This is a genomic window from Micromonospora musae, assembly GCF_003626545.1.
GTDB classification, from domain to species: Bacteria; Actinomycetota; Actinomycetes; order Mycobacteriales; family Micromonosporaceae; genus Micromonospora; species Micromonospora musae.
In genome coordinates this window covers 600,223-620,452 of the sequence record NZ_RAZS01000004.1, presented here as the reverse complement: position 1 = coordinate 620,452, position 20,230 = coordinate 600,223, and the positions used below count along the sequence as shown (strand labels likewise).

General features: G+C 70.0%; 21 protein-coding genes. 12 read left to right on the top strand and 9 right to left on the bottom strand.

Translation table 11 applies throughout. The features are described 5' to 3' along the window. Positions 1-159 precede the first annotated feature (159 nt). Both D7147_RS14700 and D7147_RS14695 read left to right on the top strand, forming a co-directional pair. Positions 160-513, top strand: coding sequence for a type II toxin-antitoxin system RelE/ParE family toxin (locus D7147_RS14700; RefSeq protein WP_120677758.1), 354 nt, complete (start codon positions 160-162; stop codon positions 511-513). Further along, entirely contained in the window at positions 510-809 is a 300-nt protein-coding gene (locus tag D7147_RS14695) for a helix-turn-helix domain-containing protein (protein ID WP_120677757.1), read from the top strand. Before D7147_RS14700 ends, D7147_RS14695 begins: the two co-directional genes overlap by 4 nt. A gap of 201 nt (positions 810-1,010) precedes the next feature. On the opposite strand, the gene D7147_RS14690 is transcribed toward D7147_RS14695, so the two are convergent. Continuing rightward, complete coding sequence (locus D7147_RS14690) at positions 1,011-1,457, bottom strand: macro domain-containing protein (protein WP_120677755.1); 447 nt, start codon at positions 1,455-1,457, stop codon at positions 1,011-1,013. A gap of 193 nt (positions 1,458-1,650) precedes the next feature. Between D7147_RS14690 and D7147_RS14685 the strand changes: the two genes are divergently transcribed. Further along, the gene (locus tag D7147_RS14685) at positions 1,651-2,457 is read left to right on the top strand and encodes an SAM-dependent methyltransferase (protein WP_233563140.1); all 807 of its coding nucleotides are present in this window, start codon (positions 1,651-1,653) and stop codon (positions 2,455-2,457) included. 29 nt (positions 2,458-2,486) lie between these two features. Here D7147_RS14685 and D7147_RS14680 read toward each other — a convergent pair whose 3' ends face one another. From D7147_RS14680 to D7147_RS14670, 3 genes are all read right to left on the bottom strand, one after another. Beyond that, positions 2,487-5,561, bottom strand: a complete 3,075-nt coding sequence (locus D7147_RS14680) for a DUF3427 domain-containing protein (protein WP_120677751.1) — start codon at positions 5,559-5,561, stop codon at positions 2,487-2,489. Positions 5,562-6,027: 466 nt separating this feature from the next. Further along, positions 6,028-6,540, bottom strand: coding sequence for a flavoprotein (locus D7147_RS14675; RefSeq protein ID WP_233563139.1), 513 nt, complete (start codon positions 6,538-6,540; stop codon positions 6,028-6,030). Between the two features lie 14 nt (positions 6,541-6,554). Continuing rightward, positions 6,555-7,805 carry a helix-turn-helix transcriptional regulator gene (locus tag D7147_RS14670; RefSeq protein WP_120677747.1) on the bottom strand — a complete coding sequence of 417 codons (1,251 nt, stop codon included), beginning with the start codon at positions 7,803-7,805 and terminating at the stop codon, positions 6,555-6,557. 254 nt (positions 7,806-8,059) lie between these two features. On the opposite strand from D7147_RS14670, the gene D7147_RS14665 reads away from it, so the two are divergent. Genes D7147_RS14665 through D7147_RS14655 form a run of 3 tightly spaced genes read left to right on the top strand, consistent with a single transcriptional unit; the run spans position 8,060 to position 8,864 of the window. Next, positions 8,060-8,314 carry a hypothetical protein gene (locus D7147_RS14665; protein WP_120677745.1) on the top strand — a complete coding sequence of 85 codons (255 nt, stop codon included), beginning with the start codon at positions 8,060-8,062 and terminating at the stop codon, positions 8,312-8,314. Then, positions 8,311-8,562, top strand: coding sequence for a DivIVA domain-containing protein (locus D7147_RS14660; protein ID WP_120677743.1), 252 nt, complete (start codon positions 8,311-8,313; stop codon positions 8,560-8,562). The genes D7147_RS14665 and D7147_RS14660 overlap by 4 nt, the downstream gene beginning before the upstream one ends. Continuing rightward, positions 8,559-8,864, top strand: a complete 306-nt coding sequence (locus D7147_RS14655) for a hypothetical protein (RefSeq protein ID WP_120677887.1) — start codon at positions 8,559-8,561, stop codon at positions 8,862-8,864. The genes D7147_RS14660 and D7147_RS14655 overlap by 4 nt, the downstream gene beginning before the upstream one ends. A gap of 9 nt (positions 8,865-8,873) precedes the next feature. On the opposite strand, the gene D7147_RS14650 is transcribed toward D7147_RS14655, so the two are convergent. Then, entirely contained in the window at positions 8,874-10,877 is a 2,004-nt protein-coding gene (locus D7147_RS14650; protein ID WP_120677741.1) for an FG-GAP-like repeat-containing protein, read from the bottom strand. Between the two features lie 171 nt (positions 10,878-11,048). Between D7147_RS14650 and D7147_RS14645 the strand changes: the two genes are divergently transcribed. After that, entirely contained in the window at positions 11,049-11,444 is a 396-nt protein-coding gene (locus D7147_RS14645) for a GIY-YIG nuclease family protein (RefSeq protein WP_120677739.1), read from the top strand. A 134-nt stretch (positions 11,445-11,578) separates the two neighbouring features. On the opposite strand, the gene D7147_RS14640 is transcribed toward D7147_RS14645, so the two are convergent. Both D7147_RS14640 and D7147_RS14635 read right to left on the bottom strand, forming a co-directional pair. After that, entirely contained in the window at positions 11,579-12,409 is an 831-nt protein-coding gene (locus tag D7147_RS14640; protein WP_120677737.1) for an SDR family NAD(P)-dependent oxidoreductase, read from the bottom strand. 162 nt (positions 12,410-12,571) lie between these two features. Next, entirely contained in the window at positions 12,572-14,791 is a 2,220-nt protein-coding gene (locus D7147_RS14635) for a M6 family metallopeptidase (RefSeq protein WP_120677735.1), read from the bottom strand. A gap of 242 nt (positions 14,792-15,033) precedes the next feature. On the opposite strand from D7147_RS14635, the gene D7147_RS14630 reads away from it, so the two are divergent. From D7147_RS14630 to D7147_RS14615, 4 genes are all read left to right on the top strand, one after another. Then, on the top strand, positions 15,034-16,329 hold the full coding sequence (locus D7147_RS14630; RefSeq protein ID WP_120677733.1) for a phosphodiester glycosidase family protein: 1,296 nt from the start codon (positions 15,034-15,036) through the stop codon (positions 16,327-16,329). A gap of 293 nt (positions 16,330-16,622) precedes the next feature. Further along, the gene (locus tag D7147_RS14625) at positions 16,623-17,270 is read left to right on the top strand and encodes a hypothetical protein (protein ID WP_120677730.1); all 648 of its coding nucleotides are present in this window, start codon (positions 16,623-16,625) and stop codon (positions 17,268-17,270) included. Positions 17,271-17,288: 18 nt separating this feature from the next. Further along, positions 17,289-17,549 carry a hypothetical protein gene (locus tag D7147_RS14620; RefSeq protein ID WP_120677728.1) on the top strand — a complete coding sequence of 87 codons (261 nt, stop codon included), beginning with the start codon at positions 17,289-17,291 and terminating at the stop codon, positions 17,547-17,549. Beyond that, positions 17,546-17,947 carry a hypothetical protein gene (locus D7147_RS14615; RefSeq protein ID WP_233563138.1) on the top strand — a complete coding sequence of 134 codons (402 nt, stop codon included), beginning with the start codon at positions 17,546-17,548 and terminating at the stop codon, positions 17,945-17,947. The genes D7147_RS14620 and D7147_RS14615 overlap by 4 nt, the downstream gene beginning before the upstream one ends. 181 nt (positions 17,948-18,128) lie before the next feature. Here the strand turns inward: D7147_RS14615 and D7147_RS14610 are convergent, their stop codons facing one another. Both D7147_RS14610 and D7147_RS14605 read right to left on the bottom strand, forming a co-directional pair. After that, positions 18,129-18,449: a GYD domain-containing protein gene (locus D7147_RS14610; protein ID WP_120677726.1), complete on the bottom strand. Its 321-nt coding sequence runs from the start codon at positions 18,447-18,449 to the stop codon at positions 18,129-18,131. An 86-nt stretch (positions 18,450-18,535) separates the two neighbouring features. Next, on the bottom strand, positions 18,536-18,754 hold the full coding sequence (locus D7147_RS14605; RefSeq protein WP_120677724.1) for a hypothetical protein: 219 nt from the start codon (positions 18,752-18,754) through the stop codon (positions 18,536-18,538). A gap of 141 nt (positions 18,755-18,895) precedes the next feature. Between D7147_RS14605 and D7147_RS14600 the strand changes: the two genes are divergently transcribed. After that, positions 18,896-20,221, top strand: a complete 1,326-nt coding sequence (locus tag D7147_RS14600; RefSeq protein ID WP_233563137.1) for an AAA domain-containing protein — start codon at positions 18,896-18,898, stop codon at positions 20,219-20,221. The last annotated feature ends 9 nt before the right edge of the window (positions 20,222-20,230 follow it).

Sequence of the window (20,230 nt, the reverse complement as noted above, 5' to 3'; positions counted from 1 at the left end):
GTTCTAACCGCTGAGCGGGGCCGGTCCGAGAGGGCCGGCCCCGCTTCTCCTTCCCTCGTCAGATCGGCGGATACCGGGTGTTGTGGCCGCGCTGCCGATCCGACACGACACGCCGTGGATAGCGCGCATACTGATCGCGAAACTCATAGCATCGATGCTATGGGCTGGGGTAGGGTTGAGCTGGAACCTGAGGTCCGAGATTGGTTGGAGGGGTTGCCGGGCGAGCACTTCGCGCGGGCCGCCTTCTACATCGATCTGCTTGCCGGCCGCGGCGTCTTGCTCGACGAGCCGTACACCAAGCAGCTCGATGGGAAGCTGCGAGAACTGCGGTTCTACCTGGAGCGCGACCAGGTGCGTGTGACGTACTGGATAGCCTCCGACCGGAGGATCATCTTGCTGACGGTGTTCCGGGAAACCGGGGCTCGGGAGGACCGCGAGATCGAACGGGCTCGCCGGGCGTTGGAGCGGTGCATCGCCGAGCGGCATACCGTGATCGAGGGGGCAGAGCGATGAGTGACCGCGTTGACTGGAACGACCTGCGGGAACGTCGGATGGCCGAGCCGGGCGTCGCCGAGGCGTGCGAAGCGACACGCATCGCCTTTGAGCTCGGTCAGGAGGTGCGCCACCTGCGGGAGCACAACGGATGGAGTCAGAGCCAGTTGGCGCATGCCGCGGGCATGACACAGTCTGCGGTCGCCCGGTTCGAGGCCGGCGGCACCGTTCCCACCTTGGCTGTTCTCGAACGACTGGCTCGAGCGCTGGACCGGAAGTTGGATGTGCGGTTCTCGCCTCGCCCCGAGGCTGCCTGATCCGAGGGTAGGCGTCGCTGTTGGGTCGCGCCGGGGCGACGGACGGGATGTTGGCCGCCGAACAGCGGACCTATGTACGACACAGGTACCGAGCCACTGTCGAACGACACCGGGCTCCCGCTCCGCCTCGCCACGCCCTGAGCCACAGCACCGGTCACGAGCGACAAAAGCCTGTCGCGGTGGGTGCCGAGGACGAGCCGATCAGGTCGGCGGATACAGGTGTACTCGCACCTCGGGCAGGTCGGCGAGCGCGGCCTCGATGAGAGGTCGGACGTCGGCCCAGTCGAGGCTGCCGTTGCCGCAGCCCAGCGCCGGCACCGCCACCGAGGTGATGCGGTGCTCGCGGAGGACGCGTACCAGGTCGGCAAGGCCCGCGGTGACGTCGGCCAGCTGCGACCGTGAGCGCCAGTGGCGCTTCGTCGGGAAGTTGATGACGTATCGGTGCCGGCCGGGAACACCCGAGTCGTACACGAACACCTGCCCGAGGCGGACGGTGCCGGCGGCGCACGCGGCGCGGTAGACAGCGTAGTTCGCGGGATACGCCCGCTTGAACGCCAGCGCGATGCCCTTGCCCATCACACCGACGGTGTTGACAGCATTGACGAGAGCCTCAGCGTCCGCGTCGAGCAGGTTGCCATGGCGGATCATGATCACGGTCTCGTGGTATCAGCCGGGTCCGACATGCTCTTGCCTGCTCGGCACCGACGACGAACCGGTTCGCGGCAGCCGGGCCTCAGCTGGGCATCGCGGCGGATTGGGGACCACGGCGAGTACGTGGGTTGTGGGAGCATGGTCCGTCCGTCCGTTGTGCACGGTTTCGATCCCGCTGGGAGACAGTCTCGTGGCAGACACCGCCCCGCCCGCCGTCACCGACCAGATCTCGACGATCGACACCAGCGTGCCGCACTCCGCGCGCATCTGGAACTACTGGCTGGGCGGCAAGGACAACTTCGAAGCCGACCGGATGGCCGGCGACCAGGTCCGCGCCATCTTCCCGGCGATGGTCGAGACCGCCCGGCAGTCGCGGGCGTTCCTGACCCGCGCCGTACGCTTCCTCGCCGGCGAGGCCGGCATCCGGCAGTTCCTCGACCTCGGCACGGGCCTGCCCACCGCGGACAACACCCACCAGGTGGCCCAGCGGGTCCGACCGGACAGCCGCGTCGTCTACGTCGACAACGATCCGATGGTGCTCGCCCACGCCCGCGCGCTGCTCGTCGGCGCCCCCGAGGGCCTGACGAAGTACCTGCACGCCGACCTGCGCGACCCTGACGCGGTGCTGCGCCAGGCCGCCGAGCACCTCGACTTCACGCAGCCCGTCGCCGTGCTGCTGTTCGGGGTCATGGGCCACATCGGTGACGACGACCAGGTCGTCTCCATCATCCGTACGCTGCTCGCCGCGGTTCCCTCCGGCAGCTACCTCGCCCTGTCCGACGGCACCGACACCAGCGAGGCGGTCGTCGAGTCACACCGGCAGTACAACGAGAGCGGCGCGATGCCCTACCACCTGCGCAGCCCCGACCGGATCTCGCGATTCTTTGCGGGCCTGGAACTGGTAGAGCCCGGCCTGGTGCCGTTCACGCAGTGGCGGTCCGACGGTGAAGGCGCGCCCGCCGTGGACGGGTACGGAGCGGTCGCCCGCAAGCCTTAGGCGGCCGACCCTGCTCACAGCATGACGGCTCAGGCGGCGATCGCTCGGGCAGCGGCGTACATGTCGGCAGGTAGCGCGTGCTGCATCCGCCACAGAATGCGCATCGGGCGGTCGCCGATGTGCGACTCGTACGTCATCGGGCCGGCATACAGATATGGCGGCGCGCCCAGGTCACGGTCGGCGACTTTGGTCTCGCGCACGAACAGATGCACCGTCGATCCCAGCTTCTTGTGGTTGATGTACCGCTGGCCGGTCACCGAGTTGGTCGAGGTCGTGCTCTGCGACTCCCACTGAAAGAGCGTCTCGGTGATAGCTCGGTCGGCATACATGGTCGTGGGGGAGTAGTGCCCCTCGGACTTGACCAGGGTGACAAAGAAGAGATCGACCTGGGCGTCCGGCAGCCACTTCACCCCCTCACGCAGCGACCCCGGGTTCGGCATCCCGAACGCCGCGCACGCCTCGTTCCGGCTGTACCGGGCGTGCACCCGCAACGGCACCTCCTTGAGGCCCGCCGGCTCGGTGACCCGGTGGATTCGGTCCCGCAGCACCTCTGCCACTTGCTGCAGCTCGACGCAGCGCGCGGGGTCGGCCCAGAGCCGCGCTAGCCGGTCGTCCCGCGAGGTCAGCGGCGCGTTCGGCCCCCACAGGTCGAAGTGCAACAGATCCCAAAGCCGCCCCGCCTCGGGCCGCTCGCCGCCGGCGACCCGGGTTAGCAGGTCCAGCCGGTCGAGGTCGTCAAGGTGCAGCATCCGCCCAATGGCCCGGCTCAGCTCACGGTCGTCCGGCCCGGGCGTCGAGGTGTCCAGGCCAGCGAGCCGCCGCAGCCCGGTCCACCCGCCGACAGTCGCCGAACGGTAGACGTCCTCGATTTCCAGACCGCTCTCCCGTAGGTACGCGGCCAAGTTCACGTCGCCGAGTTGCCGTAGCTCCGCCACCAGGCCCGGCTTCGACGTAGGCATCGCCGATCGCAGGTTGGCGAGCACGATCTCCCTCGCCACCCGGTCCAGCTCGACGTGGCACCCGCTTGGCAGCGACGGGAAATCCTGCTCGACCGACTCCCGGATCGCCCGCCGGCTCACCCCGGTCAACGCGCGCCACCGTAGGTCGAAGCGGAAGTTCGCGTGCTGCCCGCCGATGAAGTCGAGCACGGTCAGGCAGGGCTTGTCGTCGTCCAGGCGCAGCCCGCGGCCGAGCTGCTGAAGAAAGATCGTCGCGCTTTCAGTAGGCCGCAACATCAGGATCGTGTCGACCATCGGTAGATCGACACCCTCGTTGAACAGGTCGACCGTGAAGAGGACGCTTAGCGCACCGGCCCTGAAGTCTCTGAGCAGGGTTTGTCGGCCGGCGAGGTCGACCCGCGAGGTCACCGCCGCCGACGGTACGCCGTGCCTGGTGAACCAGTCCGCCATGAATTCGGCGTGCCCGATGCTGACGCAGAAGCCCAACGCCCGCATCCGCGACACGTCGACCAAGTCCCGAGCCGCCCGCAGCACGGCCCGCGCCCGCGCGTCGTTACCGGTGTAGAGGTTGTCCAGCTCCGTCGGGTCGTACCCCTGCCCGCGCTTCCACCGCAGCTGCGAGAGGTCCACGTCGTCGTGCAGCCCGAAGTACTGGAACGGTGCCAGCAACTGCCGTTCGAGGGCTTCCCACAGATGCAGCTCCACAGAGGCGCGACCGTCGAACCACCGGCGCACGTCGCCCCCGTCAGCCCTGTCGGGGGTTGCAGTGAGTCCCAGCAGTACCCGCGGTCGCAACCGCTCCAACAACCGGGCGTACGTCGGCGCCTCGGCGTGGTGGAACTCGTCCACGATCACCATGTCGTACGCCTCGGGGTCCACCGCCCGCCGATGCAGCGACTGGATTGAGGCGAAGACGTGCTTCCACTGCTGCGGCTCCCGACCACCGATCAGCGTCTCGCCGAAGCTGCCGTCACCCATCACCTGCCGGAACGTCGACAGGCTCTGCCGAAGGATCTGCTCCTGATGTGCGACGAAGAGCAGCGAGTCGACCGAGCCCGCGCGGCGTAGCCGCCGGTAGTCCAGCGCCGCGACCACGGTCTTTCCGGTGCCGGTAGCCATGACGACGAGGTTCCGATGCCGGCCGTGGACCTGCCGCTCGGCATCTAGGTCGGCCAGAATCTCCGCCTGATAGCCGTACGGGCGGACGTCCAGGTTCGCAATCTCCGTTGGTGCCTCGGCGGGGCGTTCCCCGCTGAGGGCGTGCCGGAGCCGGTCAGCGTCTCTGGTCGGGTCGTACGCCTCGAACGCCGGGTCGTTCCAGTAATCCTCGAAGGTCGCCGCGAACGTGTCGATGACGTACGGCTGCTCCAGATTCGAAATGCGGACGTTCCACTCCACGCCGTCAACTAGAGCGGTCTTCGAAAGGTTCGACGAGCCGACGTACGCGGTGCTGGTGCCGTTGTTGCGGCGGAAAAGCCACGCCTTCGCGTGCAGCCGCGTCGTCCGGGTCTCGTAGGACACCTTGATGTCGGCGCCCAACTCGGCGAGCCGGTCGAGCGCCCGCTGATCGGTCGCGCCCATGTACGTCGTGGTGATGACACGCAGCCTTCCTCCGCGGGCGATCAGGTCGCGGATGGCCGGCTCGACGATTCGTAGACCGTGCCACTTGATGAACGCGCAGAGCAGGTCGACCTGGTCGGCGGAGGCCATTTCGTGGGTGACCTCGTGGCCGATGCGCGGCTGGTGACGGCCGTTGACCAGGAGCGCCCCGGTGGAGAGCGGGGTGGTGGGGCGTGGCGGAAAAGCGGGCTGGGCGGGTGGGATTGGCGGTGCTGCGATCGCGTGCAGGAGGTGGTTGGCGTCGGCAATCTGATCCTGAGGGGTGGCCGCTTGCGGGCCGAGCGCACTGATGGCCTCGGCGATTCGGTTGGCCAAATCGACCTGGCGGTTGAGCTTATCGTCGCCACCGGGAACGGCTTGCAGGACTCGGCGGGCCAGGGTGGTGATGTGGCGGGCCAGGGCCTCGTGGGCGTCGGCGGAATCGAGCTTGTCCCGCTGAACGAGGTCGGGGTCGACTCGCTCAAGCCGGTCGGCAACCTCACGGGTGATCAGGTGCTGATAGATGCCCTGTTCAAGATCCGTCACCAACGCAACCTAGCTGGCCTGGGCGTTCCGGCGCTGTCCCTCCGCAAGTGCCTATATCAGCTGTCGGCCTCGCGACAGAGAGCGCTCTTCATGGTTGCAGGGGCTTGCTCAGCTCAACCTCTTCGGAGTCCGGGCGCTGAATGCTGTGCCCCACCAGGGTCGGCGGTTGAACTGGAATGCTGTCCGATGTTCAGCGGGTTAGTTTGAAACCGGCACCAAATACGCGGTCTGGTGCTTCGCACTGCTTGGGTTCCCACTGGGCGCACCGGTGGGTGGAGTAGGACCCCGGCCAGGTGCGGATAGCCAGGCCGGCGGTTGGGCAGGGGCGGTGTTGCTGGACGGCCAACGGCGGGCCACCTTCCGCTTAGGGATGGTCCGGGCCAGCGCTGGACGCGCCTCGCCTCGGCGTGGTTTGCCATTCTTACCGCCAGCTCAACCTGCGCCAGGGACGGACCGTGTGAGCAAGCTAAGAGGCTTGAGCTCTCAAGGTGTTGATCGCCTGGGTAACACCGAGCCAAGGCAGGAGGCTGGTTGGGGTTGTTCGCCCGGCCTCCTCGCTCCGAAAGAGGCTCACGCCATTGGCATGGAGCAGTTCAGCACTCTCGGCGTGGGCAGGGTGGGCGGTTAGAGCTGGCTTCGCGTACGGCACTGCGAGGATGGGGAGACGTAGGCCGAGCGCCTCGTTGAGGATGCCGAGGGCGAGGTTGTCGCTGATACCGAGTGCCCACTTGTTGATTGTGTTGAAGGTGGCTGGGGCCACCACTACGGCGTCCGCCTCGGGTAGCACGTCCGGCTCGCCCGGCCGCCGCCACTCAGAGCGAACCGGGTAACCGGTCTGCTCGGCTAAGGCTTCTCGGTCGATCCAGGTCGCCGCCGTCGGCGTCGCGATCACGCAGACGGTCCAGCCGTCCGCCATCAGCAAGTCGATGAGTTCGCTGATCTGGAGTGCCGGTGGCGCGGCGCAGACGACGAGGTACACGACCCTTTGGTCGGTCATGTGAGAAGCCCGGCTCGTACCGCCATCGGTCGCAGGCCAGGTGTCGCGGATCGGCGTTCCTTGGACAGCAGGTCGAGCAGCAGCGATCGTGCTTGGACGTTGGCGCCGAGCACTTCAGGCGCTACGCGTTCCGCCTCCAGGAGGTGGAGAACGGCGAGTGAGCTGCCGTCGTTGCCGATCGCGGTTGCCTGCGCCAGGTCGAGGTGAACCTGTGCCCGTCGCCCGACCAGGGCAATCGGCAGCCGCGACGTGTCCAACCTGGCTCCGGTCTCGATGGCGCGTTCGGCGTTGCCGGCCGCAACTGCCGTAGACACCGTATGAATGGCGACGTTGGTCGGCCCGAACCCGGTCCATAGCCGGTTCTGGTCCGATCCGAGGTCCGCGGCGACCGTCTGCGCCTGTGCGAGGTGACGCGCGGCCTGCTTCACGTCACCTCGACGCGCCGTGATGATGGCGGCGAGGAGCAGGAGCGCGCCCCGCGCGGAGATCAGTTCTGGATGGGGCGATGGGCGCAGCCGTGTCAGGTGGTCGATGCTCGCTTCGGTAACGGCCTCGGCTTCGGCAAGGCGATCTGGTAGCCGGAGTAGCGCGCACGAGGCCTGGTATGCGGCGACCGCCGCCAACGACTGGTCGCCGGCGAGCAGCGCTGACGTCGCGGCCCGGTCGGCAGTGAGCAATGCCGTCTCGCCGTCACCGACTTTGCAGGCGATCTTCGACGCCGCGACGTATCCGGCGGCGAGCAGCTTGAAAGCGGTCGCCCGGTGGATGCCGGACCCGGACTGGGTCAGCTCGGTCGCGGCTCGGAGGACGTCAGGGATGTGACGGGAGGCGGGGACATAGCTGGCGCGCTGGTACAGCGTGTGTACCCGGGCAACGGCCCGCCGTACCTCCGGCAGGGAGGCGCGGACGCTTCCGGCGTTGTCGCTCGGCAGGTAGCGCGTGAGGAAGGCGCGCAGGCCGGCGAGTAGGTCGGTGCGGACTGCAGGCTGACTATTGCTGGCGTTGTCTCCCATGGTGCTTCCTCGGGGCGTCGCGACGGAGACATCATCAAGGATCTCCTGGAGCTGGTCCAGAGGTACCCGAAGGGTCTCGGCGATCCGGACCCGATGCCACGGCTGCGGGTCGTTCTCGGCCCGTTCCCACCGCACGACCGTGGAGCGTTCCACGCCAAGGATCTCGGCCAGTCGCTCCTGGCTGAACCCGAGCATCTTGCGCCGCTGCACCAGCCGGTACCGCTTGAGAGCCACGCATTTCTCCTCCCGGGATGACGCCACTCTAGTGACTCTGCGTCGCTCGCTGCATGACAGCCGGTGCCTCAGTTTTGCCTCACTTGAGCGCCACGAGCGCTGTGGTTCCCGCTCGCCGTCGGTCTCAAAGTGGGGACACAGGCCCGGGGCGGGTGCTGGGCTCCGCCCGGTACGGACGCGCGGTCGGATCGGACGACCCCGCCCGCCTCGGCGCCCTAAGCAGTGACGGAAGCCGTCGCCCGAGAAGGAGGGACATGGACTCGATCGAGGAGATCCTCGGAGAGCTACCCCTACCGCCCTACGTGACCGCCGAAGACGTCGGCTTCGCGATCAAAGCGGTCACCGTTCACGCCGCCGAGCAGTGGCCCGACGGCCAGCGATGTCGCAACGACCGCGCGGTACATCCGTGCCGGCTGTACCGCTGGGGCCGTCGAGTGTTGGACCAGCGTGGCCTCACCGACCGGCAGGTCCAGGTGCTGATCGCCGAGCAGGAGGCGCCACAGCCATGATTTACGTGACCAGGGAGCGTCTCCAGCCGCCGCACGTCAGGTTGGCGTCGTTCGACCGCCGCTGGCGAGGGCTCGACCCGGGCCAGGTGCATGACTACCTCGATCGGGTCGCCGACGAGCTGGAACGCCTGCACCGTGAGCTGACCACGGCGAACACCGAGGCCGAACGCATCCGCCAGGGGCTGCGCCAGTGGCAGTCGCGTCACGGAAGCTGCCACCACGCGCTCAACGGCAGGTGGCCACGATGACCGCGCCCCGCTGGGTCATTCACCTGCCGACCGCGCTGACCAGCCTCGACGGCGCGGCCATCCTTGCGACGGCTCTGCGCGACTCGCTCGGTCACGTCACGGCCATCGACTTCGGCGAAACCACGCTCAGCGAGGAGGACAGCCAGTTCCTGCGTACCCGAGTGTGGTGTGACGCCCGGCTCGACGGTGCCGGCCGCTGCCGGCGGCGCGACGGGCATGCCGGGCCGTGCCGCCCCGCCGACGACGAGCTGCCGGAGATAACAGCGACGGGTGGTGCCGAGGAGGCACCACCCGTCGTCTGACGGCTTCCGTTACGCGCCGGGGATCACCACGAGGCCGTTGTTGTAGTCGGCCAGCAGCACGTCCTTGTGGCCGTCGCCGTTGATGTCACCGACCGCGAGACCGCGGTGCTCGTAGTGGGAGGCGTAGTAGGCGTTGTAGCCCTGCTGCTCGCGGCCCAGGCGGCCGTCGGGGCGCTGCAGCAGGACGCCGACCTGGTACCAGCCGCCGTGGGCGACCACCACGTCCAGCCGCGAGTCGCCGTTCATGTCTTCGAGGGCGACCGGTTCGGGCATGTCGTACGCGACGTAGACCTGCCACTTGCTGAGCGCGCCGGTGGCGTCGTGCGTCAGCACGGAGATGCGCGGGTCGGGCATGTTGCCGGTGACGGTGACGACCACGTCGGCGCGGCCGTCGCCGGTGACGTCGCCGGCCGCGAGCGAGTGCGCGTCGATCTCCTGCCCCTCCGGCACGGGAACGCCGGCCGGTGCGGCGAACGTGCGGGCCGAGGTCTGCTCGACGACGATGACCTTCCGGCCGTCGAGGCGTACCAGGTCCAGGCCGGGACCGCCGGTCACGTCGGCGACTCCCAGGATCGGGCCGGAGAGCGGGGTGGTCACGGCGACCGGCGCGGCGAACTCGCCCGGGCCGGTGCCGTAGCGCACGAGCACCGACTCGTTGGTGGTCGTCACCAGGTCCAGCGTGTCGTCCTGGTCGAGGTCGATGACGCGTACGTCGCCGAGGGGCGCGCCGAACGGCAGGGCCACCGGCGCGGCGAGCCCGCCCGTGGACTGCCGGTACAGCTCCAGCCCGTCACCGGAGGCGACCAGCAGCTCGTTGCGGCCGTCGCCGTCGACGTCGGCGATGACCGGGACCATGCTGCCGCCGGTCGGCGCCGAGGTGCCGTAGCGGACGGGCGCGGCGAGCCGGTGCTCCGGCAGCTGCACGAAGAGGTAAGCGGAGTGGTTGAGGTCCCCGGCGTCGGCCTCGGTGCCGGTGGTGAGCACCACGTCGGTGAGCCCGTCGCCGGTGAGGTCACCGGCGGCGATCGCCGTCTCGGTCGAGCCCACCCGGGCCGCCTCGGACGGGCCGAAGGACACCTCGCCGTACGCCGGGTCGACCTCCAACGGCAGGTCAGCCGAGGAGCTGCCACCGTTGTTCGGGTTGCTGCCGTACCCCTCGAAGCGGGCGTAGTAGGTCACCGAGCCGGCCTTCGGGGTGATCACCGTCGCGGCGTACCCGTGCCAGAGGCTGGCCTGGCCGACGACCTCGCCGCCGGCGATGAAGAGCATCTTGCCCCACGGCTCGGACCCGTCGGCGGTGCGGACGCGCGCGGAGAGCGCCACCCACTGGCCCTGCTCGGAGCGGGTCGGGTCGACGGCGATCGTGGTGGTGGTCGCCAGGCCGGTGTACGCGGCGGCGGAGGCGAATGGGCCGGCCGCGCCGTTCGCGGCCAGGGCGCGCACCTTGTACTGGTAGTAGTAGCCGTCCGAGCGGCCGGTCTCCCGGAACGACGGCTCGGTGGTCGTGGTGATCAGGCTGTCCCCGTCGATCGGGTGGTGCCGGTACACCTCGTAGCGGGCCGCCCCGGGCACCGCCGCCCAGGTCAGCTCCATCGTCGACGGGGTGCCGGTGAGCCGCAGGCCGCTCGGCGCGGAGAGCACCGGCAGCGTGCTGGCGCTGGCCTGGAGCGACTGGCCGGAGAGCTTGTTCCGGTATTCGGCCTGCACCACGTAGTAGTAGGTGGTGGCCGGGGTGAGCCCGGAGTCGAGGAGCTCCAGGCTGGTGCTGCTGCCGACCTGGGTGTAGGGGCCGCTCGACCCGGTCGAGCGGGAGACCCGGTACGACGACGCCTGCGGGGCCGCCTGCCAGGTCACCCGGATCTGGGTGGACGAGACCGCCGTCGCGCTGGTCGCCGGCGGCGGTGTGACCGCCGGCCCGGCCTGGGCGGGTGTCGCGGTCAGTTGGGATACGGCGACGAGCGCCGCCACCAGGGCGATGCCGAGCGGTCGTAAGCGGGTGGGTGTGTGCGCCATCGGGCGTCCTCCGGTCCCCGTGTTGATCATTCCGTGAGTACGGCGCTTCGCCGTCGTGCCGCGTCACATAGCTCCGCCGTGCGGATCGAACTTTCGGGGTGACGTCCGGGTCGGCGGCGGCGCGACCAGCACGATGGCCCGTGCGGGGTCGCGGGGTAGTAGCCTCCGAGGGTGCCCGCCGCCTTGATCGATGACCTGCTGGCCGGTTTCACGCCCGCCGAGCCGTACACCGCCGACTCCGCTGCCAGCGCCCCGCCGGCGCGCGGCGTGCACGTGGTGCTGGACGGGGGCACAGTCGTCTACGTCGGCTGGACCGGCAACCTGCGTCGGCGGCTGCGGCAGCACCTGACCGGCAGTCGTGACTCGTCGGTGCTGCACGAGCAGGTCGGCCAGCTCCTCGACACCCCGACCCGGGCGGCGACCGCCGAGGACATCGCCGACTGGCTGGGTCGGCGTGAGGTCCGCTGGCAGGAGACCGAGAATCCGGAGGGTACGAAGGACGCGCTGGTCCTGGCCCTCATGCCGGTCTTCAACCGGCAGGTGCCCAAGCCTCGCCGAACCACCTGACGGGTCGAGCGGCCGCCGAACCGACCCGCACGTAAAACGGCCCGCCGGGAAGCGGCCGCCGGGACTGCCATACGCAGTCGGCCCACCCGGACGCGAAAGCCGAACCACCGTGGCGCGCCGCCGGCCCGACCTCGTTACGGCGCCCGGAGGCCGAGCAGCTCGGCTGTGCGGTCCCAGAGGCCGGCCGCGAGCTGGTCGTCCTTGGCCTGCGGGTGCACCGGCCCGTTGGGTTTCAGGCAGTGGTAGTAGTCGCCGTTGGCCGTCTCCGGCTCAGCCATGGTGGCGAGGTGCACCAACGGGGCGGCCCCCTCCGCGACGGTGGCCGGCCGGCCCAGCAGGCGGTACCGGGACAGCGCCCCGATCAGTGGGCTGTCCCGGTTGATCTCGGTGCCGGGAACCACGCCGGGGTGGAACGCCGTCGCGGTTAGTCCGGTGCCTTGCGTACGGCGGGCCAGCTCGCGGGTGAAGAGGATGTTCTGCAGCTTCGTCATCCCGTACCGGAGCATCTCGGATCGCGTGCGCGCGCCGTCGAGGTCGTCGAGGTCGACCCGGGCGGAGCGGTTGGCCTTGCTGGAGGTGGAGATGACCCGGGCCGGGCCAGCGGTGGTGAGCCGGTCGAGCAGCAGGTTGGTGAGCAGGAACGGGGCCAGGTAGTTGACCTGGAACATCGTGTCGTGGCCGTCTTCGGTGCGGCTGCGCCTGGTCAGCACGACCCCGGCGTTGTTGGCGAGGACGTCAATGCGCGGGTAGCGGTCCAGCAGGGCGTCGGCGAGCGCGCGTACGTCGGTCAGCCGGGCGAAGTCGGCGACCAGGGGTTCGGCGCCGACCTCGCGGGCGACGGCGGCGGTCTTCTCCGGTGACCGGCCGACCACCGCCACGGTCGCGCCCAGCTGGGCGAGGCGGCGGGCCGCCTCGGCGCCGAGGCCCGTGCTGGCCCCGGTGATCACGACGGTTCTACCTGCCATGGGCCGATCGTTCACGGTATCCATCCTCGCGAATGAGAAGACGGCTCATGGTAGGAGATCAACCGGGGTGCCGGCCATCGACGTGACGGGCACTTGAGATTCACAGAAACGAGAGGGCGCCTGCCACCGGATCGGTGACAGGCGCCCTGGGAACAGCTCAGGTCAGTTGGTGCCGCCCGGCTGGACGACCCCGTTGACCTTCAGGGTGTACGGCGCGTACTGGGTGACCTGCTCGGTCGGCTCGTCGTAGGCGACCACGGCGACGACCTTCGGGAAGATGCTCAGCAGGGCCAGCTGCAGCCGGTTGAGGGTGAGGCTGGACTTGCCGTCGAACTCGAACTGCCAGGCGAGCGAGTGCTTCTCGTCGAGGCCGATCAGGCGCAGGTTCCAGTTGTCGACGGCGACCGGCTTGATCTCCGTGGGGGAGTCGAACGGGGTGAGGCTGCTGCCGTCACTGACGGTGCTGCCGCCGACGGTGATGTCGTCGATCAGCCAGCCGCCCTCGTTGACGCCACCGTCGCTGAGGTAGCGGAAGCCGAGCAGGACGGACTTGCCCGCGTACGCGGAGAGGTCGTAGCTGTGCGCCTCGAACCCGTTGGTGGTGCCGTTGACGCCCGGGCCGAGCGGACCGTCGACAGTCTTGTCACCGGGGATGACGGTGTAGGTGGCGCCGCCGTCGGTGGAGACGGTCACGTAGCCGTAGTCGAAGCCGAACTCCGCGCCGTACTTGGCGACGAAGCGCAGCGTCGGGTCGGCCGTCGGCACGGTGACCTTGGTGACGGCATTCGCGTCGGTGTTGTTGCCGTTGCCGGAGAAGAGCACCGGGTTGCCCGCGCGGTCCGGGTCGTTGTTCACCACGGTCCAGGCCAGCGGCTGCGCGGGCAGGGTCTTGGCGCCCTGGAACGACAGCGACCGCAGGTCGATACCGCGGAGCAGCTGACCGTTGGCCTTCTGCAGCGGCACGTAGTCGGCGCCGTTCGGTGCCGCGCCCGGGGTGGCGTTCGCGGTCGGGTTCGCCAGGTTGACCGTGGAGCGCAGGCTCTTCGTGGTCACCCGGCTCTTCGACACACCCAGCATGACCCCGAGGCGGGAATCCCCGACGATCTTGTCGACCAGCGTCATCGTCTGGTAGTCGTGGATCACCTGGTACATGTCCTTGGCGCCCTCGGCCTGCAGCGCCGCCTGCAGGCTCGCCAGACCCTGCAGGTCACCGTCGTTGTGCAGGCGGTGGACGATGTCGTTGCCGTACCGGTCGTAGAGGAACTGGATGAACGCGTAGGCGTTGCCGTAGTCGGCCAGCACCGCGTTCGCGTTGGGGCTCTCGTCCCACAGGTTCAGCGAGTTCTCCGGGCCGCCGCAGTCACGCGGGTTCGCGTTGTACGGCGTCTGCACGGTGCCGAAGCCCTGCTGGCAGAAGAGGTGACTGTCGGCGCCCGCGTCGAAGACGGTCGCCTTGGTGTCGACGTACCCGGTGAGCGTCTGGGCGAAGTCGGAGAGCCCCTCGTTGAGCCAGACGCCCTCGAACGGGTCGGTGTAGTACTGCGCCAGGTGCTGCCACTCGTGGGCGAAGGTGCCCTCGTAGCTGAACGGGCGGGCCGGGCGGCTGGTGCACAGGTCGTCGGTCGGCTCGTTCGGCGGGTTCGCGCCGGTGCGGTGCAGCCAGTCGAACGCGTCGATGGTCATCACGTTGCGGTCGAAGAGCTCGTTGAGCTGCGCCGAGAAGAAGCCGGCGACGTAGGTCGGCGCGGCCGGGAACTGGTAGTAGTTGTCGTCCCGGACGTTGTCGACCAGGGTGACGGTCTTGTTGCCCGCCCCGGTGTAGACGCCGCCGTTGCCGTCGGCGTCCGGCCCGACCTGGGCGTTCGCGCCGTCGCGGTCCGGCGGCCGGCTGAACGCCACCGTCTCCTTCGGGTACATGTTGGTGTCGAACTCGTGGACGAAGTTCTGCACCTGCTCGTCGCTGATCTGCGTCGACGAGGCGACCTGGTTCCGGCAGTCGTTCGCCGGGAACGCGATGTCGTTGGCGACCCACACCTCGACGTTGTCGCCGACTCCCCGCAGCGTGTAGTCCTTGCGGTAGTAGGTGCCGTCGATGTCGTCGAGCCCGAGCCACTGCCGGACGGTGCCGACCGCCGGCGTCTGTGCTGCGGCCTTCGCCCCCGAGCGCGCCTGGGCGCGCGGCTGGTAGCGGGTCGGGGTCTTGACCTCGTGGCCGTCGACCTTGAAGTTTTTGCGCGCGAGTTCGCGGGTGTCGTCGCTGGGCCGGTCGTTCTTCGCCGCCGGCTGGGCGGGCGCGGCCGACGCGGCAGAGGCGGGAAGGACGCTCAGAAACGGTACGACGAGTGCGATGGCTGCGGCACCGGCTATCCGGCTGCGTGCCATGAGCCCCCCTTGGGTGTGCTGAGTCCGGTGGACGACGCTCCGTTGCAGGCCACCGGGATGTCATCCACGTTCGTACGCCGCTTGGTTGCCCTTGGCAATGATTTCCGCCCATGATCCACAGCACCGTCCACAGAGGTGAAACGAATTCACGAGCTGCCGGGTAAGCCCGCCTTACTCCATAGTTCGCCGAAGTGTCAGATGCTGTCGGGTAGATCGTTCCGTCTTGTCGGGAGGGTCAGGGCATGACTGCTTCCACTTCTGGGCTGACCGGCCTGCGCCGGGCCGGCGCGCTCGCCGCCGCCGCGCTCGCCGCGATCAGCCTCGGCGTCGCGCCGGGCGCCCGCGCCGAGGCCGCCACCGGCACGCTCCCGCTCGGCGACGCGGACCTGACCGAGGTCACCTCCAGCAGCACCCTGGCCAAGGGCGTCACCCTGACCCGCATCGTGCGCGGCACCGACCCGGCGCCCGCCGACCAGATCAACACCACCACGCGCGGCCCGTGGGTCGTCAACGTCCTCACCATCGACCCGCGCAAGGCGCGCGGCCACCTGAAGGCCACCTACGGCCCGGACCTCGCCAAGGTCGAGAAGACCACCGACCTGGTACGCACCTCGGGCGCGCTGGCCGGCGTCAACGCCTCCTTCTTCACCTTCACCGCCAGCCAGCTCTACCCGGGCGACCCGGTGGGGCTGGGGCTCTTCGGCGGGAAGCTGCTCAGCGAGCCGGTCACCGACCCGGCCGAGGCCAACTTCATCGTCGACGCGAACAACAACAAGGCGATCACCGGCAAGCTGAGCTGGTCGGGCAGCGTCCGGAACAAGAAGACCGGTGCCAACCTGCCGCTGGAGTTCATCAACCACCCGCCGGTGGTTCCCGCCGGCTGCGCCACCCTCGTCGACCAGACGCAGTGCGCCCTGCCCGGTGACGTCGTGCAGTTCACCCCCGAGTTCGCCGCCGCCACCCCGGCCGGCGCCGGCGTGGAGGTCGTGCTCGACAAGCGCGGCTGCGTGGTGCGTACCGCCACCACCCGGGGCACCGCCCTCGCCGCCGGCCAGACGTCGCTGCAGGCGACCGGTCAGGAGAGCGCCGCCCTGCTCGCCCTCGCGGTGAAGGGCTGCGTCGAGCAGAAGTCGACGCTGACCGACCAGAACGGCAAGAAGCTCGCGCTGCGGCCCGGGCTCTTCGGCGTCACCGGGCGTTACCAGCTGACGAAGGGCGGCCAGATCGTCGTGCCCGACGGCGCCCCCGGTGACAGCTTCTTCGGCCGCAACCCCCGCACCATCGCCGGCACCACCCAGGACGGAAAGATCGTGCTCGCCACCATCGACGGCCGGCAGACCACCAGCGTCGGCACCACCATGGACGAGACGGCGGCCGTCGCCCAGGCGCTCGGCCTGACCGACGCGATCAACCTCGACGGCGGCGGCTCCACCTCGATGGCCGTCGCCGGCTCCCTGGTCAACCACCCGGGCGGCTCCGAGCGGGCCGTCGGTGACGCGCTCGTCTACGTGGACGGCCGGTACCACAGCGGAAGCTGACACCTCGGCACCAGCGTGCGGGTGCGGCCGGCCATCGCGCCGGCCGCGCCCGCCGTTGCGGGACGTGACCGTCGGAGACGAGGCCGAGGCGCAGGCGACCGGCCCGCGGCGGTGCGGCGGGTCTGACGGGAACACGATGCGCGTCGGACGCGAACGCGACAGGCAGCAGAATGAGGAGATTCACGCCGCCGTTGATCCCTGACATTCATGTCGGGCTGCCGATAGAACGGCGATTTCTTCGATCACTCTCCGTCGATAGCGTGGCGCGCAAAGGCCGTCACGAAAGGCGGACGATGAACTACCGAATCCCTGCACTGTCCCGGCGACGCGTCCTCGTGGGCGCCGCCGCGGCCTCGGCGGCAACGGCCGCCGGGGCGAGCACGGCACACGCCGCGCCACCCACCACCCGCCCAGCACAACCCCAGGTCAGCCGGGGTCGCATCGCGGGCGCTCGGCTCACCGGCGGACCCGTCCGCGTCGAGGCGGACTTCGCCGACCGGCTCGACGACTGGCTGGCGTTCTGGTCGGCAAACTCACCCCGCCGGTGGAGCAGCCCGGTCGAGGTGGACGGCGAGGCCGGCGCCACCGGCGCGGCGTTCACGCTGCGCGCCATCCGGGTCGTCCGCGATGACCAACCGATCGAGGTGTTCACGGCGGGCCGGGTGGACGCCGCGCACCTGGCCACCCTCGCCAGCCTCCACCACCACTTCCCGCTGGTCGGCGTCGTGGCCGGCGGCGGGCTGCGGGTGACCGACGGGCCGGCCGGCTTCACCGACAGCCCAGAGCAGGTGGCGTTCGCGGTCACCGCCTGCCGCGAACTGTGGGGTCTGCGTACGGCCGGTCCCACCGCCTGGCGCGACCAGGTCGGCGGACGGCGAGCCGACGCGTGGGCGGCGTTCACCAGGGAGAGTCTGCGGCGCGGGCTGCGGACCGAAGCGTAACGACCATCGGAGGTAGACATGGCACGCAGCGAGTTCCGGTTCGTGGTCGACGGCGTCGAGCTGACCACCGAACAGCAGAGCCTCATCGCCGGTGAGATCCAGAAGGCGGGGCTGAAAGCCCTCGCAGTCGCCGGCACGAAACTGACCAACCCGCTCTCCGTCGGGCACGCCAACCTGAAGCTGCGCCCCGAGTGGTACGGGCTCTGGGTCCTCGACGGCCCGTTCGCCGACGAGCTCGGCAAGAAGATCAACGACATCGGGTTCTGGGTGCAGCGGTGACCGACCCGGTCCACCGGCCGGACCCGCCGGAGCGGATGTGCCCGAGTACGCCCGCGGCCAACGCCACGGTCTTCCTCGGCATGATCACTCCGGCGGGTCAGGTCGCCTACGTCACGCCACAGCTGCCCGCCGACGTCGCCCTCGCCACGGCCGACCCGGACCGGCCGGTGGAGTCCCAACTCCGCCTCGCCGGCCCCTGCGTCACCACCTCGTGCGGCTTCTGGACCGGCGCCCACTGCGGTCTCGGCGAACGCCTCGCCGCCTCGTACCAGGAGACCACCGGCGAGACCGAGGCCGAGCTGCCGCGCTGCGCCATCCGGCGCAGTTGCCGCTGGTACGCCGAGCAGGGCCGCTCCGCCTGCGCCGCCTGCTCCTACGTCGTCACCGACGCCCGCTGACCTGCCCGTCCTGCTTCGGAGCGAGGGTTAGCACCCGAATCCTTTCGAGCTGAATCGTTTACGACATCGGTGTCGGACGCTGGTGAACACGGCCCTGATGCGTTCGCGACATCAGCTCTGAAGGCGACGAGGTGCACGTCCCAGTCGCGGCGACCGGAACCGCCGATAGGCGATCAGCGGCTCACGCGCCCGGCGACTGATACTTGAGCTGCTGGCGGGTGGCCTCGTCGACCTCCTCCGGCGTCAGCAGTGGTGTGACGCGGGTGTCGACGCCACCGGCCGCCCGGATGGCGATGGCCAGCGCCGCCGCCGTCTTGTGGTCGGGCAGTTCGCACACCACGTACGTGTCGTGCTCCCCGAGACCGAAGCTGAGCGACTCCACCCGCCCGCCGAGCCCTTCGATCGCCTTCGTGGCGGCCGCGGCCCGTTTGCTGCCGCCGTCCTTCATCAGGCCCTTGATCCCGTCAAGGGTGTAGGTCGACTTGAGCAGGAACTTCGCCATCTCGACGTCACCTCTCACGCATCGGGCCGCCACGCGCGGGCGCGACTGCCGGCTCCGGACCGCCGTGCGCCGTACCACGATCGTGGTCAGCTGCCCTGGCGCTGCACCCGTCCGCTGCCCTCGACCTTGGCCCGCCCCTGATTCCGTTCGGAGCCGGAGGTGCCGGTCGCGGCCCGCAGGTGCCGCCGCTCCGGCGAACGCTCCACCTCCGAGCCCTGCCGGCCCCGGGCACCGCTGCCCGAATGTCGCCGGCCGCGCGCCGACTCGCCGCCAGGATCATGCTTGTTCGGCTTCTGGCTACCCATGGCCGGCGCGTACCCGGTCCGTCGTCGGCTACTCCTGCGCGCCGGGGCGGTCGAACGCTGTCAACGTCGATGTGCCGCTCGGCTGGCCGTCGCCGTCCGACCGGTAGGGTTCCGGCCAGCGGTGAGTGGGAGGTGAGGGTCGTGCTGGCTGGGCTGGAGCTGCCGCCCGCGGTGGAGGCGGAACGGGTCATCGGGGCGGTCCTGGCCGACCTGCGCTCCGGTGACCACCGCGGCGTGGTCGTCGACTCGCCGCCCGGCGCCGGCAAGTCGACACTGGTCGTCCGGGCCGCCGCCGAACTGGCCGAGGCCGGTGAGCCGCTGATCATCGTGGCGCAGACCAACGAGCAGGTCGACGACCTCATCGACCGCCTCGCCCGCAAGGCCCCCGAGCTGCGCATCGGCCGCCTCTCCGCCGCCGACTACCAGCCCTCCGAGCGGGTGCGGGACCAGGCGACGGTGCGGGTGGCCGCGAAGGTCGCGGACCTCGGCGGCCCGGCCGTCATCATCGGTACGGCCGCCAAGTGGGCCACCGTCACCGAGGGCTGCTGGCCGTGGGCGATCGTCGACGAGGCATACCAGATGCGCTCGGATGCGCTGCTGCGGGTGGCCGGCAGGTTCGAGCGGGCGCTCTTCGTGGGCGACCCCGGGCAGCTCGACCCCTTCTCCACTGTGGACACCGCACGCTGGACGGGCCTGAGCTGGGATCCGATGCAGTCGGCGGTGGCCGTGCTGCTGCGGCACAACCCGGAGCTGCCCGTGCACCGACTGCCGGTGTCGTGGCGGCTGCCCTCGTCGGCCGCCCCGGTGGTCGCCCGCGCTTTCTACCCCTTCACCGGCTTCCGGGCCGGCACCGGCCCCGACGACCGGGCGTTGTCGTTGACCGAGGGCGGGCCGGGGGACGCGGTCGACGGCGCGATCGAGGTGGCCGTCGCCTCCGGCTGGGGGCTCTACGAGCTGCCCGAGCGGCAGACTCTGCGTACCGATGAGGAGGCCGCCGCGGCCTGCGCGGCGCTCGCGGTGCGGCTGCTGGAGCGCGGCGCGGTCGCCGTCTCCGAGCACCACCCGGCCGGCGCACCGGTGACCGCCGACCGGATCGCCGTCGGAGCGGCCCACCGCGATCAGGCGGCGGCGATCCGCGCGCAGCTCGGCGCGGCCGGCGAGGGCATCACCGTCGACACCGCCAACCGGCTCCAGGGCCGGGAGTACGACGTGACGATCGTGCTGCACCCGCTCTCCGGTCGGCGCGACGCCACGGCGTTCCACCTGGAGTCGGGGCGGCTCTGCGTGCTGGCGTCCCGGCACCGGCACGCCTGCATCGTGGTGGCCCGCGACGGGATCGCCGACCTGCTCGACGCCCACCCGTCGACCGAGCCGATGCACCTCGACGTTCCGGTCAAGTTCCCGGACGGCTGGGAGGCGAACCACTCGATGATCAATTACCTCAAGGCGTACGGCCTGCGCCGTTGAGCCCCACCC